This is a genomic window from Bacillus sp. CIS52 (assembly GCF_053545315.1).
In genome coordinates, this window is the sequence record NZ_JBIUFR010000006.1 from 1 (window position 1) to 16,437 (window position 16,437).

13 protein-coding genes and 1 rRNA gene are annotated in these 16,437 nt (G+C 46.7%); 6 read left to right on the forward strand and 8 right to left on the reverse strand.

Translation table 11 applies throughout. The annotated features are described in order from the left end of the window. Window positions 1–25: 25 nt before the first annotated feature. Window positions 26–141, forward strand: a 5S ribosomal RNA gene (rrf, locus tag ACH32G_RS17100). 92 nt (window positions 142–233) lie between these two features. Here rrf and ACH32G_RS17105 read toward each other — a convergent pair. Continuing rightward, window positions 234–1,445, reverse strand: coding sequence for an MFS transporter (locus ACH32G_RS17105; protein ID WP_448814619.1), 1,212 nt, complete (start codon window positions 1,443–1,445; stop codon window positions 234–236). Between the two features lie 228 nt (window positions 1,446–1,673). On the opposite strand from ACH32G_RS17105, the gene ACH32G_RS17110 reads away from it, so the two are divergent. The 5 genes from ACH32G_RS17110 to ACH32G_RS17130 all read left to right on the forward strand — a co-directional run bounded on the left by ACH32G_RS17110 (window position 1,674) and on the right by ACH32G_RS17130 (window position 7,667). Next, entirely contained in the window at window positions 1,674–2,942 is a 1,269-nt protein-coding gene (locus ACH32G_RS17110; protein WP_016936939.1) for an aspartate aminotransferase family protein, read from the forward strand. Continuing rightward, window positions 2,939–3,889 (forward strand): inositol monophosphatase family protein, encoded by a 951-nt coding sequence (locus ACH32G_RS17115; protein ID WP_448814620.1) that lies wholly within the window; start codon window positions 2,939–2,941, stop codon window positions 3,887–3,889. Before ACH32G_RS17110 ends, ACH32G_RS17115 begins: the two co-directional genes overlap by 4 nt. Next, window positions 3,864–4,910, forward strand: a complete 1,047-nt coding sequence (locus tag ACH32G_RS17120; protein WP_016936937.1) for a zinc-dependent alcohol dehydrogenase — start codon at window positions 3,864–3,866, stop codon at window positions 4,908–4,910. The genes ACH32G_RS17115 and ACH32G_RS17120 overlap by 26 nt, the downstream gene beginning before the upstream one ends. Window positions 4,911–5,141: 231 nt before the next feature. Beyond that, on the forward strand, window positions 5,142–6,575 hold the full coding sequence (locus ACH32G_RS17125) for a SulP family inorganic anion transporter (protein WP_095241899.1): 1,434 nt from the start codon (window positions 5,142–5,144) through the stop codon (window positions 6,573–6,575). A gap of 150 nt (window positions 6,576–6,725) precedes the next feature. Further along, window positions 6,726–7,667, forward strand: a complete 942-nt coding sequence (locus ACH32G_RS17130; protein ID WP_099743946.1) for a bile acid:sodium symporter family protein — start codon at window positions 6,726–6,728, stop codon at window positions 7,665–7,667. Here the strand turns inward: ACH32G_RS17130 and ACH32G_RS17135 are convergent. The 7 genes from ACH32G_RS17135 to ACH32G_RS17165 form a co-directional block, all read right to left on the reverse strand. Then, window positions 7,656–8,408 carry an alpha/beta hydrolase gene (locus ACH32G_RS17135; RefSeq protein ID WP_448814621.1) on the reverse strand — a complete coding sequence of 251 codons (753 nt, stop codon included), beginning with the start codon at window positions 8,406–8,408 and terminating at the stop codon, window positions 7,656–7,658. The genes ACH32G_RS17130 and ACH32G_RS17135 overlap by 12 nt on opposite strands. Further along, window positions 8,405–9,415, reverse strand: coding sequence for an iron ABC transporter permease FeuC (gene feuC, locus ACH32G_RS17140; protein WP_342008068.1), 1,011 nt, complete (start codon window positions 9,413–9,415; stop codon window positions 8,405–8,407). Before feuC ends, ACH32G_RS17135 begins: the two co-directional genes overlap by 4 nt. A 1-nt stretch (window position 9,416) precedes the next feature. Then, entirely contained in the window at window positions 9,417–10,424 is a 1,008-nt protein-coding gene (locus ACH32G_RS17145) for a FecCD family ABC transporter permease (RefSeq protein WP_060963731.1), read from the reverse strand. Between the two features lie 19 nt (window positions 10,425–10,443). Beyond that, on the reverse strand, window positions 10,444–11,400 hold the full coding sequence (locus tag ACH32G_RS17150) for an iron-hydroxamate ABC transporter substrate-binding protein (protein WP_045926353.1): 957 nt from the start codon (window positions 11,398–11,400) through the stop codon (window positions 10,444–10,446). Between the two features lie 87 nt (window positions 11,401–11,487). Continuing rightward, a complete protein-coding gene (btr, locus tag ACH32G_RS17155; protein WP_448814622.1) occupies window positions 11,488–13,083 on the reverse strand; it encodes a bacillibactin transport transcriptional regulator Btr in 1,596 nt (531 codons plus the stop codon). A gap of 137 nt (window positions 13,084–13,220) precedes the next feature. Continuing rightward, window positions 13,221–14,465: an exo-beta-N-acetylmuramidase NamZ family protein gene (locus ACH32G_RS17160; protein ID WP_448814623.1), complete on the reverse strand. Its 1,245-nt coding sequence runs from the start codon at window positions 14,463–14,465 to the stop codon at window positions 13,221–13,223. Window positions 14,466–14,480: 15 nt separating this feature from the next. Further along, window positions 14,481–16,394, reverse strand: coding sequence for a glycoside hydrolase family 3 protein (locus ACH32G_RS17165; protein WP_448814624.1), 1,914 nt, complete (start codon window positions 16,392–16,394; stop codon window positions 14,481–14,483). Between the last annotated feature and the right edge of the window lie 43 nt (window positions 16,395–16,437).

A 16,437-nucleotide genomic window follows, 5' to 3' on the forward strand; every position in this document is an offset into this window, starting at 1 on the left:
AGTTTTGAGAGAACACTCTCAATGGTTTGGTGGCGATAGCGAAGAGGTCACACCCGTTCCCATGCCGAACACGGAAGTTAAGCTCTTCAGCGCCGATGGTAGTCGGGGGTTTCCCCCTGTGAGAGTAGGACGCCGCCAAGCGATCTTGACCCAGTTCATGATGAACTGGGTTTTTTATATGAAAGATGTATATATAAAAAGCTAATGCCTTTCCAAGGCATTAGCTTTTTTGTTTATATTGATTTTGTTTTACTGGTGTGATTTTGAAGACTGTTTGATTTTATTGTTTCGAGCATTCTTAAACTGAACACAATCAGCAGCATAAGAAGCATCAGTGCAGTAAACAGCCAGAATGCGGTTTGGGCAGGATATTCATCTAAGCTCCAGCCGACGGCGATCGGAAGGAGTGAACCTCCTAATCCATTTGAAGCGAGCAGAATACTGGTGGTCGTTTCTGTCTTTCCGGGGTAAAAATGATTGGTGATGATCAGGGCAATTGCAAACATGCCGGCCATGAACAATCCTAAGAAGAAACAAAGGGCAAACCCAAACCATACGTTTTTACTTAAAGCTAGTACAGCAAGTGCAGCCAGACCGCCAATACTTATGATCCGGAGATAACGGTGATAGGTCAGTTTTTCAGATACCGGGCCTGTTAATAACCTGCCGATAATCATCCCGGTCCAATACACTGTTACTGTTATCGTTGCTAAAGAGCTGGGGATATCCCATTTTTCAGCGAAAATGGAGGAGATAAAATGCACGATTGAAACTTCACTGCCGCCGTAAAAGAAGAAATAAGCAGCCGCCAGCGCGATAAACAGCACTCCGTGTGACCGATACCCGGAGCTTTTCTTTTTAGTATCATCAGAAGAGACCTCTTTGCGTACGAGAAGCTCATCAATACTGCCGAAACTCATTTGCTTCCATGCGATTAAAAGTGCAAAACTGGATAACCCTAATACTAAGAAAGCAATTGTCCACATGTGGCTGTTGATAAGAAAGCCTGAGAGCAGAGGCATGAACAACGCCCCTAATCCGTAAGCCACTTCCATCTTGCTCATGGCCACGGCTTGTCTTTCTTTTATAGCTGTGAGGATGATTGTGCCTACGCAAGATTCCACCAATCCTGCGCCAAGTCCTGCGAGGCTGACGAGAAGAAAGAGCAGCGGCCAGGGCGGCAGGAAGGTGATGAAAATTTCACAGCTGATGAGCGCCAGGCCAAGGATAACGGCGTTTTTGCGTCCGAGTTTTTTCACCATGTAAGGCATTCCGATGACACCTATGAGGAAGCCCATGAACTGAGAAAATACTAATACTCCGCCATTACTGTAGCTTTGTGAATAATGTGTGAGTAACTCAGGCAGTACGGCTCCAAGAATGACAAGTGTAAAAGCAATCGATCCATAAGAGAAACAGCTTATCCACAGCAGACGAGTTTTCATCATTTTATCTCCTTATTGGTAAAATAATTTTTCTCTCTACTTGCACGACATGTTGTTTTTACAAAAAATCCAAGTATTGTTACTATATCACATAACCTTTTCACGTACATCCCTTATGGTAACGTTAACAAATTGTTAACATTTTTTACAAGAAAGATCGTTGACATTATTTTCAATAATTAATACGATAAAAAGCGAGTTTCTAATAATTTCATAGGGGTGGTATTTGTGGGAACGAAGGAAATCACGAATCCAGACAGCTTGTATTACAGTGTTGACGACGTAGTCATGGAGCGCGGAGAAGGGATTTACCTGTACGACCAAGAGGGAAATGAGTATATTGATTGCGCCTCTGCCACATTTAACTTGAATTTAGGATACGGTAACAAAGAGGTCATTGATACGGTTAAAGATCAAGCCGACAAGCTGATCCATGTGACATCGTCCTTTCAAACAGATGCCGTAAATAAACTAGCAGAAAAACTAGTAGAAATCGCCCCCGATAATCTCACAAAAGTACACCCTAAAGTCAGCAGCGGTTCCGGTGCAAATGAAGGAGCTATTAAAATGGCTCAGTATTACTCCGGAAAAACCGATGTCATCTCCTTATTTCGAAGCCACCTCGGACAAACGTATATGACTTCCGCTTTGTCCGGCAACTCATTCAGAAAAGAACCTTTCCCGCCGCAAATTTCTTTTGGCTTACAAGTTCCAGATCCCTATTGCAGCCGCTGTTTTTATAATCAGAAACCGGATTCGTGCGGTATGCTGTGCGTAGAAAGAATTAACGATTTTATTGAGTATGCGAGCAATGGAAAAATTGCCGCCATGATTATTGAGCCGATATCCGGAAATGGCGGAAACGTCGTCCCGCCTAAAGAGTATTTTAAACAGCTGAGAAAGCTTTGTGATGAACATGAAATCGCCCTGATCTTTGATGAAATTCAGACCGGGTTCGGACGGACGGGCAAAATGTTTGCCGCAGACCATTTCGATGTGAAACCTAATATGATGACGGTAGCAAAAGGGCTCGGAGGCACAGGCTTCCAAGTCGCCGCCACTCTGACGGAGGACAAGTACACCGGGCTTCCGGGGTATACGCATTCCTTCACGTACGGGTCAAATGTGATGGCCGCCGCTGCCGCTTGTAAAACCATAGATATCATGCAGCGTCCGGGATTTTTGGAGAACGTAACGACAGTCGGTCATTATATTATGGATTGCTTAGAAACGATGAAAGAGGATTTTGCTTTTATTTCTGAGGTAAGAGGCGTCGGTCTGATGATCGGTGTGGAAATTGTCAAAGAGAACAATGAACCGGATGTGGAATTGACCAATTATATTGCCAAACGGGCGATGGATTACGGGCTGATTCTCCGGACATCCCGTTACGGATTCGGAAATGTATTTAAAATCCGTCCGCCTTTAACCATTACACTTAGTGAAGCTGAGGTGCTCTGCTACAGACTTCGCAAGCTATTGGAGGAAATCAAGTGAGAAACTATATCATTGAGCTTGGACAATTTGTTTATCAAAAGGTGAAAAATCAAAAAGGCACACTGAAAAACCGGCTTGTTAACGGATATTCACCTGGTGGCGACGCGCAATTTAATATAGACGCCGCTGCTGAGGAGGCGGTGCTGGATTATATCCACGAAAAGGGCCATCCGGTTGCTTTTTACACGGAGGATGGCGGCCTGAAGCTGATTGGAGAAGATCCGCAATATATTTTAATTGTAGATCCGATAGACGGAACGCGTCCGGCCGCCGCGGGGCTTGAAATGTCATGTATCTCGATTGCGCTTGCTTCATATAAGCCAAACGCAAAGATTAAGGATATCGAATTTGCTTTTTTGCTTGAATTGAAATCGGGCGCTTACATGTACGGTGATATTTACAGTGATGCCATTCAGTTTGAGGGGTATCAGGGAGAATTGCCGAATTTGAGCGGAGTGCAGGATATTAAGAATATGTTTTGGAGCCTTGAGTTTAACGGGCATCCGGCGCAGCTGATGACGGACGCATACGGTCATCTGATTGACCGGTCGGCCAATAACGGAGGAGTCTTTGTTTTCAACAGCGCTTCTTATTCGATTTCACGAATTATTACGGGGCAGATGGATGCTTATGTGGATATCGGCAATCGTCTGCTGAAAGATGATCCGAAACTGCTTTCAGATTTTCAGCAGGTCGGGAACGGACAGGTGCTGCACTTATTTCCTTATGATATTGCCGCAAGCGTCTTTTTGGCGAAGAAAGCGGGAGTGGTCATTACAGATGCGTACGGCCAGTCTTTGGACGAAACGCTTCTGACAGATTTAAGTTATCAGAATCAGCAATCGTGTATTGCAGCATCAACGAAGGAGCTTCATCAAACATTATTAGACCAAATCCGCTGGGGCAGAAAGGAAGAGAGATATGAAAGCGTTGGTCTGGACTCCTAATGATAAGCTTGAATATCAAGAGGTGGACGAGCCTCAAATTCGAAAATCCAATGATGTGAAGGTGAAAATTTTCGGCACCGGAATCTGCGGCACGGACTTAAATGTGCTGAAGGGAAAAATGAATGCGACCCATCATATGATTATGGGGCATGAATCCGTGGGAGCGGTCACGGAAGTCGGGCCGGACGTGACAAATGTAAAAGTCGGAGACCGCGTCGTGATAGATCCTACGCAGTTTTGCGGGAAATGCCATTATTGCCGGAGAGGGCTGACGTGTTATTGCGAAACCTTCGAGGAGTGGCAGCTCGGAATCGGGGCGCACGGGACGTTTGCGGAATATTACGTGGGGGAAGACAGGTTCATGTACAAAATTCCGGATTCAATGGAATGGGAGCGGGCCACATTGGTTGAACCTCTCTCCTGTGTGCTGAATGTTGTGGATAAGGCTTCGATTCAGCCGGAGGACTCGGTTCTGGTTTTGGGTTCCGGACCGATCGGACTGCTTGTGCAAATGATGGTGAAAAAACTGGCGCGATTGACGGTTGCGACTGAAATAGGCAGTTTCCGGAGCGAGGCGGCAAGCCGGATATCGGATTATGTCTACCATCCTGAAGCATTAACTGTAGATGAAGTGAAACGGATTAATCAAGGAAGAAAGTTTGATGTGATATTTGATGCGATCGGCAACCAGCTTGATTGGGCTTATCCTTTTATTGAAAAGGGAGGCCGAATTGTGCCGATGGGCTTTGATGATACGTATGAGATGACGGTCAGGCCGTACCAGCTGCTGTCAAACGGCGTGACGATTGTGGGCACAGGTGAAGCCCGGCAGATCATGGAAGCCGCGTTAGCATGCGCATCCGATCTCCCCCAGCTCTATGATTTCATTACTGAGAAGACAGAACTAAAGAATTATGAAGAAGCCATTGATCATCTCATGGGCATCGACCCGGTGACAAAAGAAAGAAAGGATATCAGTGCAATCAAAACCATTCTTGTGTCTGATCCGGAACTTTTATAAAAGCGGAAGCGGCTCCAGTGAGAGCCGTTTTCTTTTCTTATTTATACGGTCTTGCACATTTCTTTAAAGTTTAATATGATACTCTTTGTTAACCATTCCTTTCCTCAACGATATGATACTCTGAGCGTGTCCCCTTTTTCCCCGTAAGCTTGCCTCATATTCCCCAGATGAAAATCAATGTTTCCAACTGATAGGGTGCGGATTTTTATAGTAAAAAGGAGTCGTTATCATTTGAAAGATTATACGTTACAGCAGCAATGGTTCGGGAATGTCCGGAAAGACATTCTGGCGGGTATCCTTGTTGCTCTTGCTCTGATCCCTGAGGCGATCGGGTTTTCAATTATTGCAGGTGTCGATCCGATGGTCGGCCTTTATGCATCATTTTGTATCGCGATTATTATTTCTATCTTTGGCGGCAGACCGGGAATGATTTCAGCCGCTACGGGTTCAATGGCGGTTGTTATGGTGACATTGGTGGCCGATTACGGACTGCAGTATTTGTTTGCGGCAACCATTTTGACAGGTATTATTCAATTTATTCTTGGTGTCAGTAAGATAGCGAGATTGATGAAATTTATTCCGCGTTCGGTCATGATCGGATTTGTGAACGCCTTGGCGATCTTGATTTTTTCTGCGCAGCTCCCGCAGTTCAAAGGGGCTTCATGGGTCATGTATGCCATGCTTGCCGGATCACTGGCTATCATATATGTATTGCCGAAGATTACGACTGCCGTGCCGTCTCCGCTGGTGGCGATTATTGTCATGACGGTTATTGCGGTGGTTTTCCATGCGGACGTCCGCACAGTCGGTGATATGGGCGGAATTACAAGTTCACTTCCGCATTTTTTGATACCGGATGTTCCGTGGACGTTTGAGACATTGCGGATTATTTTCCCGTATTCATTGGCGCTTGCATTCGTCGGATTGCTTGAGTCGCTGCTGACGGCCCAGATCATTGATGAAATGACGGATACGGATAGTGATAAGAACAAAGAAAGCCGCGGACAAGGCATCGCCAATATTGTGAACGGCTTTTTTGGTGGCATGGCCGGATGCGCCATGATCGGCCAGTCTGTCATTAATACGAAAGCCGGAGGTCGCGGCCGGTTATCGGCTTTTACGGCCGGAGCGTTTTTAATGTTTTTAATTGCCGTATTAAGCGGCATCGTCGTGAAAATTCCGATGGCTGCGCTGGTGGCGGTGATGGTTATGGTATCCATCGGCACGTTTGACTGGTCGTCGATTAAAGGTTTGCGGAAAGCGCCCCTCACTGATTCGATCGTTATGGTTATTACCGTCGTGACGGTCGTTCTGACCAATGATTTATCAAAGGGTGTTTTCGCGGGTGTGCTGCTAAGCACGATCTTTTTCACGGCTAAAATTTCTAAGCTGAAAATTGTGTCACATTCCGAACAGAATGATGTCAGAACATATAAGGTAACGGGACAGATCTTTTTTGCTTCCGTGTCTGAGCTGATGAATGCGATCGTTTATGATGAAGGTGTGAAGCGGATTGTCATTGATTTGACTAATGCTCATGTCTGGGATGATTCTGGAGCGGCGGCTCTTGAGAAAATTGTCGGCAAATGTAAAGAATACGGGATTGAAGCTGAATTAAAGGGATTAAATCAGAAAAGCCGAGATTTAATGAAACAAATGGCATAGGATTTGTGAAGTCCGGATGAATATATCCGGGCTTTTTTTCGGTTAAATTCGCCGGTGTGCATTGTTATAATGAATGAGACTTGAAAACCGTATATAGGGGACTTGCATATGATGTGGCTTCAGAAGTTGAACCAAGTGTTGGGGAGAATCATGCCGCTGTTGACTCCATCAAGTGTAGCGGCGGGTGTGCTGTTATCTCAGCATATCAGCTGGATGGCCGGCGCTGTGCCGTGGATTTTTGCATTTATTACATTTACGGGCAGTCTGAGTGCCAATTTTCAATCGCTGAAGCGCAGTATTGAGCAGCCGCTCCCGATGATTATGGCATTGTTTGTTCTGCATATTTTCATGCCTGTTTTTGCATGGGGAAGCGGCCATCTGATATTCAGCGGTGACCCTTTAACCGTGACGGGGCTGATTATGGGTGTGGTAATCCCGACCGGAATTACGAGTTTGATTTGGGCTGCGATGTATAAGGGAAATGTCGGATTGACGCTGTCTATTATCCTTGTTGATACCGTGCTGTCTCCTTTTATCGTACCGTTAAGCCTTTCTGTCCTGGCCGGGGCGAATGTTCAGATGGATGTATGGGGAATGATGAAAGGGCTGGCGGAAATGGTGGTGATCCCGTCTATCGCAGGGATGATGGTCAACCAGTTCTCTCCGCCGGTAAGGACTCAGGCGATAAGCCGGTCACTGTCTCCATTTTCAAAAATCTGTCTGATGATTGTCATCGCCATTAACAGTTCGGAAATCGCGCCGTATGTCACGCACGTGGATATCAAGTTTGCGGGCATCGCGGCTATGGTATTTTTTATTGCCATGACGGGTTATGCCGTGGCTTGGCTGATCGGAAGGCTGATGAAGCGGAGCCGGGATGAAATTGTGTCTCTGATTTATACGGGAGGCATGCGTAATATCAGTGCGGGAGCTGTTCTTGCCGTTTCTTTTTTTCCGTCCCAAGTGGCGGTTCCGGTCGTCATCGGGATGCTTTTTCAGCAAATCCTTGCCGCTTTGTTCGGCTATTTGCTGAGACGTTTTGAACTTAAACCGGTCGTGATGAAGTATGAAAAAAACCGCTCAGCCACGTGAGCGGTTTTTTCTGTATAGCCAGCTTAGAGCTGAATTGAATTGTCTTTTGAACGCTTCTTGATGGTGCACGGCGCCCTCTTCGATCGTGAATGAGAGCTGAGCTTGAGAAAAGCCTTTTTGCCTCAGGCTTTTGTACACGTCTTTATTTTGTCGGATCATGGTGTTTTGGATGTTACATTTTTGCTCTGCTTCACGGCTTCCGACAGACATGTAGATACGCTGCCGTGCCGGCTGCAAAGACGCGGAGCGGACAAAGTCAGCCGATTTTTCATACCAAAAGGACCCGGAAATACAGCCGATTCTGCCGAATGTTTCAGGCTTCAGTAACATCGCATATATCGAGAACAGTCCTCCTAATGATGCGCCGATCAGTCCTCTTGTATCCGGATGGGCAGACATGGGATTCATACTTTCAATCGTTGGGATGATGACATTTGTCAGCTCCTCAAGAAAGAGGCTCCCTTTGCCGCCGAAATCAGGAAACGCAGGACTCAGAGAAGGCACAGGCCATGGCGTGTACTCATCGAGCCTGGTATCCGGTTTGATGCCGGCGAGAATCAATTCAGGGAGTTTTCCGTTTGCGAATTGGAGTTCAAGCTTATCCATCTGCTCTAAAAACAAATCGCCCCCATCAAGCACGTAGACACAGGGTAAAGCCCTCGTTTGAACCGGAGCGGAAGGAGGAAGGTATACCGTGCATTCCTTTCCGTTTATCCGGTGTTTTGTAAGTGTGCCTCTCAAGCATCCAACCCCTTTTTTTGCTTAAACAGAAGAAAAAAGAAATAAGGAACGCCGAGAATCGCAAGAATAATGCCCGCCGGCACCTCTGAAGGCTGAAAGAATAATTTGCCCGCAAAATCGGCGGAGATGACGAGCAGCATGCCGACCAGTCCGCTGACAGGTAATGAATATCTGTGTTCAATGCTGGCAAGCCTGCGGGAAATATGAGGCGCGATCAGTCCGACAAATGCCATGCTGCCCGCTGCGGTTACACATGCGCTGATCAAAGCGATGCAGGCAACGAGTAAAATGGTTTTTTCTTTATTGGTTGAGACTCCGAGGCTTTTCACCGTGTCCTCATCGAAACGAATGGTATCCAGCAATGACGTTTTTGCCATCAGCAGAGGAATGAACACGATCAGCCACGGCAGTATTGCGGTAATGGTCATCCAGTTTGCCGACCAGATGCTGCCGTTCTTCCAGACCATCGCCATCTCATAATCCTGCGGGTCCATTTTTAATGAAAGAAATAAAGACAGCGCGCTGAATCCGGAATTCATGGCGATTCCCACAAGAATAATTCTTCCGGATTCTAAATGCCCCCGGTGCCAGGCGAAAATATAAATCAGCACGGCAGCCATTAATCCGCCGATGAGCCCAAAGACAGGCATGCCCATTGCGGAGGCAAGCGCCGTCGCTTCAGATTGACCCTGAAACAGAAGCATAAACGTGACGATTCCCGCACCGGCTCCGGCATTGATGCCCAGAATGCCGGGATCGGCAAGCCCGTTCTTGGTAACGGCCTGAATAACGGCTCCGGCTATCCCCAATCCGAGTCCGACGGCAGCCGCCATGACAATACGCGGCAGCCTCAGCTGAAACAGCAAAATGTCATATTGAGGATTCGGATGGATGCGGAAAAGCGCACTGAGCAGTTCACCCGGTTTTGCTGAAAAAGGCCCGCTGGTCATGCTGAAATAACTTACGAGCAGGATGAGAGCAATCAGAATGATATAGATTCCGGCCATTTTACGCACCACGCTGATCCCCTCCTTTTCTTTTAATCAAATAAAGAAAGAAAGGAACACCGATGATAGAAGTGACAACTTCAATAGGCGTCTCAAACGGATAATTGATCAATCGGCTGGCAAGGTCGCAAAGGGTCAGGAAGACGCCGCCGATGATGCACGCACAGGGAATCAGCCGGCTGTAGTCCGATCCGACGAGAAAACGGGTGATGTGCGGAACGACCAAACCGACAAAGGCAATTTTTCCGGCGAGCGCCACCGAGCTTCCGGTCAATATGACAACGGCCGCCATTGCCATGAGTTTGATGGTTCTTTTCTGCTGTCCCAGACTTTTTGAAATGTCGTCTCCTAATGATACGGCTGTGACCTTTTTGCTGAGAATCATGGCTGTGATGATTCCGAGTGCAAAAAACGGGACGGCCAGTTTCAAAAAATCAGGGTTCATTTGATGCAGTCTCGCACTGTACCAAAAACTGAGATCCTGCGAGATTTGAAAATAAATCGAAAGCGCAGCCGACAGACTGCTGAGAAGCATACTGGTCACCGTTCCGATAATGGCAAGCTGCACCGGGGTAAAACCGCCGGGAAGAATGGAGGCCAGCCCGAAAACAAGGGCAGCGCCGAATGCGGAACCGACAAACGAGTATATGATCATTTCAATGGATGTTGATTGAGGGAGCAATACCATGCAAAGGGTAATGATAAAAGCGGAGCCGTCCGACACACCCATGATCGAAGGCGAGGCCAGATAGTTCCGTGTGATTCCCTGCATGAGCGCCCCGGAAACAGCAAGGGCGGCGCCGATAAACATCGCGCCAACCGCCCTCGGGATTCTTGAATGCCATATGATCTGATGGTCGGTATTCTCCGGATTAAAGTGCAGCAATGCGGAGAACACGGTATGGAAGTCAAGCTGCTTTGCGCCGTATAAAACGGAAAGCAGCAGTGACAGAACAATGGCAATCGGTGAAGCGATGATAATAATGTGTGTCCGCCGTTTTGCATACATGTGAAAAACCTACTCTTTATTAGTCTTGAGTCAATTTGTCAGCCGCAACCTGTAAGAAGCGGATTTTACTCCAAGCGGTACCGCCTTGGGCTAATGGATCGATCGTATTGACGTATACATGGTCTTTTTTGACTGCCGTCAGGCTCTTCCAAATCGGATTTTTCTCTAAGTCCTTCAAAGCATCCGGCTTATCTGCGTTTTCATCATCAGAAAATTGTACGAATATATGGTCGGGGTTCATTTCGCTTAATTTTTCAAGAGAAATCAGCTCCTGCGCTTTCGCCGCTTTCACTTCGTCCGGCGCCTTCAGGCCTAAATCACCGTAAAGCGTAGAGTTGAAATAAACTTGTTCAGGGTAAATGTAAATATTGCCTTGTCTGATTCTGATGACCAGTGCGTTTGCCTGTTTTGCTTTGCTGTTCATCTTTGTTTTCGTCTTTTTCAGGTCCTGATCGTAATCAGCAATGATTTTTTTTGCTTTTTCCTCTTTGCCTGTAAGCTGGGCAAGCAGCATCATGTTCTCTTTCCAGTTTGATGAGATATGAGAGACAGGAATGGTCTCAGCCGTGCCGCTCAATTTTTTTATCGTTTTTTCAGGGAACTTGGTTGATGCCAGAATGACGTCCGGCTGCAGTTCAAGAATTTTCTCCATATTCGGCTGCATTTTTTCACCTGTTGATACGGATTTATCTGTAATATCTTTAAACAGTTCCGGGAATTTGCCGGAGAATGATATCGCTCCTGCCGGATGGACGTCGAGCAATTTGGCGTCTTCCATTGATTCTACGCTGCCCGTAATGGCGATTTTGTCAGTCGGCGCTTTGACTTCGTATGTTTTTCCGAGATATTCGATTTTCTTTTTATTTGAAGAAGCGTCCTTACCTTTACTTGCTGTATCAGATGTTTCTGAGCTTCCGCAAGCCGCGGCCGTGAAAGCCAAAAGCAAAATCATGAAAGCGAATGCCAATTTCTTCATCTATTGTTCCTCCTGTTCAATTGATAACTATTATCAATTGGAATTATAGAGAATGAACAAAGATAAGACCATGGACAATTTCCGGTATTACCATGGACGATCTTCGGAAAAAAAGGAAATGCTTTGTTCAATCATCCGCTGATGCCCGCTTGGAGAATATTCAATCCACGGGTCAGATGAAACGGGAAACACACGTTTATTGCTGACGGCTCTAAGGTTCTGCCATATTTCAGACTGCTGAATGCGCTGAAAATAGCGAAGCGTTTCCGGTTCTTTGCAAGTGAAAAGCATGATGCAGTCAGCCTGGCAATCCGCCAGCATTTCCAATGAAATCTTTTCGTCGGGAGCAAAAGATTCCGGTTTTGCGGAGGCAAAGCCCAGATCACCGAAGAAGACATCCTCAATGCTGTTGTTATGGGCGATATACATATTTTCTTTATATACACGGACAAATAAGAAACGCTGATGCCGCACGTGTTCAAGAGCGTCTTTTGCTGAGTATACGAGATTTTGATAGGCTTCAAGCCAGTGCCGGGCTTCCTGTTCTTCATTCAAGTGTGCAGCTGCGTGAAGAAACTGATCTTTCCAATTGTCTTGAGTCGGAATGTAGAAAACTTCGGTGATGTCATTCAGACGCTGTTTTTCTTCTTCACTGACAGAATCCAGACTGAAAATGATGTCCGGCGCAGCTTGAGACAGCGTATGCAGGTTCTCTTCCCAATTTGCGTTATAGCGGTAAGCGCTGAGGTGCACGGGAATGTCTGAAGAGAATTGTTTATAGTAATAGGCCGTCCATTTCGGATGAAGCGTTGCAGCGTAAGGCACGTGATGCAGAGGAATCAAATGTCCCATCATTTCTTTCCCGTACGCGGCCATTTTTGTGCGCCTTTTTTTCATATAGCTTGTAGGTGAGCTGCCCGTACGTTTTTTAAAGATGCGGCTGAAATAAAATTCGTCTTGGTAGCCGATTTGATGAGCGATTTCCCGCAGTTTGCAGCTGGCCTTGGCCATCAGTTTTTTCGCATTGGTTATGCGGATGTCTGTGATATATTCTGTTACGCTTTGTCCATATAGTTTTTTAAAGGTTTCACTGTAATGCTTAGGACTGATTCCCGCCATTTGAGCAAGCTGGGTGAGTGTGATTTTTGTGTCGGACTGGGCATGTATGAATTGTTTTGTCTGTTCGATCGCCGCTTTCGTATTGTTTTGATGGCACACTTTTGCGGCATAAAGGTCGTACATCAGCTGCTGAAAGTCGGCTGTTGACTTCATTTTCTGCAATTCATCCGCCGATCGCGCGTTTTCGGAAAGTGACTGAAGCCGGCTTGTCAGGTGTTCAACCGTTTGCAAATTCATTTGCTGAAGTCCGCGGAAGATGTCTCCTCCGTTATCCGGAAGCATCGCTTTATCATCTGATGAATATGAGAAAATACGGAGTCTGACGATATACAAATGGATGCCGTCTGACGGTGCAGGGTCAATATTGAATGTCTCATCACAAGGACAGATGTAGAGCGTTTCCTTCTGCAGCGGGAAGCTGTCTGTTCCGATATCAATTTGTCCCTCGCCTGTCACATGAAAGATCAGTACCGGGGAATCAGTGAGCTGATGCTCTGACAAAAGGTCTGCTGTTTTTTTTACGGAGATGATATCAATTGGGTGAAAGAATAATGTGTTTTTCATGAGAAACCACCTTTTAGGAAACATTCATTTAAATGATAACTGTTATCATTTGAATTGTACCAAATAAATGAATGTTTTCCTATAAAAAGCGGAAATGTGAAATGCGTCAAAATGTTACACGTGTAACACGAACGTTGTCAGTATATGAGGTATTGCTTTCTTACAAGTTTGAATTGGTCAAGCCGGCGTTGATAAGTGCTGGTGATGTCTTGAATGGAAGCGCCTTGTTCTATTTTTTTGCGTACCCAGCCGTTGCCGATCAGCTTGTCAAAAGCTCCTGTCGGCAGAAATGAGAAGTCATTCGGATATAAGTCATGCATGGTTTTCAGAATGGAGAGCCCTGTTTTTGCCGCTTCAAAGGTGTTTCTGTTCGTTACGTAGACTTGTACGCCGTGGCATAGCTTGCCCTGGTGCTTGGAGAAGCTGGGGATAAATGAAGCGGCTCTGAAGGTGACGCCCGGAAGCTTGAGACTGTTAAGGCGTTCTTCGAGCTCGGTGCTTTTCATATAAGGTGCGCCGATAAGTTCAAACGGCTTTGTCGTGCCCCTTCCTTCAGATACGTTCGTGCCTTCGATTAGTCCTGTCGCCGAATAAGCGAATATGCTGTCCGGGGTCGGGATGTTAGGCGAAGGGAGGACGAACGGCAGACCGGTATCTTCAATGGTCATCGTCCGCTTCCAGCGCTTCATCTTTACGACGGTGAGGTCGGCGCCAATATGAAACTCTCTATTGAATAGGAGGGCAAGCTCGCCGATGGTCATGCCGTGTTTCAGCGGGATTGGATACAGTCCGACAAATGAAGCGTAGTCAGGTTCAAGAACCGGGCCATCCGGATGTCGTCCGCCTTGCGGATTCGGCCGGTCCAAGACATAAAAAGGAATGCCTTTTTCTTTGGCCGCCTCCATGGCATAGGCCATTGTATAAATGTAGGTGTAGTATCGCATTCCGACATCCTGAATATCGAAAATCAGCACATCGGTATCTTTCAGCATGTCAGGCGTCGGTTTCCTCGTTTCTCCGTAAAGGCTGTAGACGGGAAGACCTGTTTTTTCATCTATATAGGATGTGACTTTGTCTCCGGCCTGAGCGTCGCCGCGAACACCGTGCTCAGGTCCGAATAATGCCGTCAAATGCATGTCTTGTGCTTCGTAAAGCACGTCAACGCTGCTTTTTAATGTTGAGTTCACACCGGTCGGATTAGTGATCAGTCCGATTCTTTTTCCCTTCAGTTCTTGTTTATAATCTTTCAGCAGGCGGTCAATGCCTGTTTGGATGCTTGGTTTTTTGGCAGTGTGTGTGTTTCTGTCAGAAGCCGCCGTGACTGCCGTCATAGCACTGATGACGACAAGTCCGGCGAGAAGTGCAGCCGTATGTGTTTTCATGATCAGCCCTCCTGTTTAAAGCGGTTTTCCGGTCTTCAGATTGATACCGAAACCATATGGATACAGTGTCGTTTCCGGATGGGTGACGGAAGGAATAGCAGCGGGCAGCCTGCCTTTCGGTTTTGTCTGCCCGAATATCGCTTCAATGCCTGCCGGAATGTTTGGCTGGAGAAATTGTCCGTCTGCATATCCTTTAAACCCGTAGACTGCGATAAGGGCGTCAGCTTCTTCAAAATTCGCGGCGTCGTAAGGATTCCGAAGACTCATCAGCACAAAGGGTTTTTGGTTCGACTGCGCAGCCTTCATGACGGCCCGCGGAAACGCGGTCGTCCATTTGCCGGGATCTTTGACGGAATCGTCAATGACGCCGTCGTTTACGACAGGATCATTTTTTACGACATATGAGCCTGTAATGACGTAATCAGCGTCTGATACCAGCTTTTTGTGCTCGTCATGAAATGTGCGCTCGGCGAAGTTCATTTTACTGATGGTTACCGGCCGGATTTTTTTCTTCTTGATGAGCTGCCGAATGGTTTGTTCCATTGACGCTGTTTGATCTTCATAAGGAGCGGCAAGGAGAACGCGGCTGTTCTTTTTCGGTTTGAATGGGAGCGTGCGGTTTTTGTTTTGTAAGACGGTGACGGATCTTTCCGCGATTTGTTTTTCAGCCTTCAGATGGTTTTTGCTGCCGACGGTTTTATGCGCTTGAGCAATCTTCTTTTTCAGACTTGTTTCTTTCGGAGCGGGATATATCCCTCGTTTTATTTTCAGGGAAATGATGCGCTCAACCGATTTGTTGATTTGCTGAAGAGGAATATCACCTTTTTGAACCGCCTTTTTTAAAGCGGAATGAACTTGGGCAAAGCGGTTTTCTGTTTGCAGCGATGTCACTTGGGCCGGCATCAGGGCGATGTCGACTCCTGCTTTTATTGCCATGACGACCGCCTCTTCCTGACCGAAATGATCGGCAATGGCTTTCATGTTTAATGCATCCGTCACAATGACGCCGTTAAACCCCATTTCCTCACGGAGAAGATGAGTCATCACTTTTTTCGAGAGTGTGGCAGGTACAAGAATGTCTGAACCGTCCAGCTTGCTTTTATAGGTTGTATCATCAAAAGCGGGAAATTGCACATGGGCTGTCATGATCATATCGGCCCCCGCCTGAATGGCCTGACGGAACGGATACAGTTCGATCTGCCGCAGCCTTTCTTGACCGTGGGTGACAAGCGGAAGGCCGTAGTGGCTGTCGACATCCGTGTCGCCGTGTCCCGGGAAATGTTTGACGGCGGAAGCGACATCCTGTTTTTGCTGAGCCTTCATTGAGGCAAGGCCGAGTGTTGCTGTCAGATTCCGGTCTGAACTGAATGACCTGACACCGATGACCGGATTTCCGGGATTATTATTGATATCGAGAACGGGAGCGAAATTCGTATTAATGCCGAGTGCTTTCAATTCTTTCCCGATAATGGCGCCGGTTTGGGATGAATAGGCTGTTTTTCTTGCGGCTCCGAGTGCCATATTGCCTGGGAAATGAGTGCCCTCACCAAGTCTTGTGACGATGCCGCCTTCTTGATCAATGCTTAATAATAGCGGAATGTCAGGGCTTGCTTTTTGAAAGGCATCTGTCAGGCGGACTGTTTGTTCAGTGTTTTTTACATTTTCTGCAAATAAGATAACGCCGCCGAACCGGTACTTTTGAATAAGCCCTGCGACTTCGTCATTCATTTGAGTAAGAGCCTCAGGTGATGACTGCCCCTTTTTTTGCCAATTGCGGAAGTCTGGCATGAGCATCTGCCCTAATTTCTCATCTAATGTCATGCGGGATACCGTTTGTTCCGCCTGTGACGGAATATCCGGTTTTGTCGATGCATGATGCGTGCCGAAAACAATAAACAACAGTAATACAGCTGAGATGACAAGTTTCATAATGGCGCCCTCCTGCCGTCATAGTTTGGACAAAAGACATAGG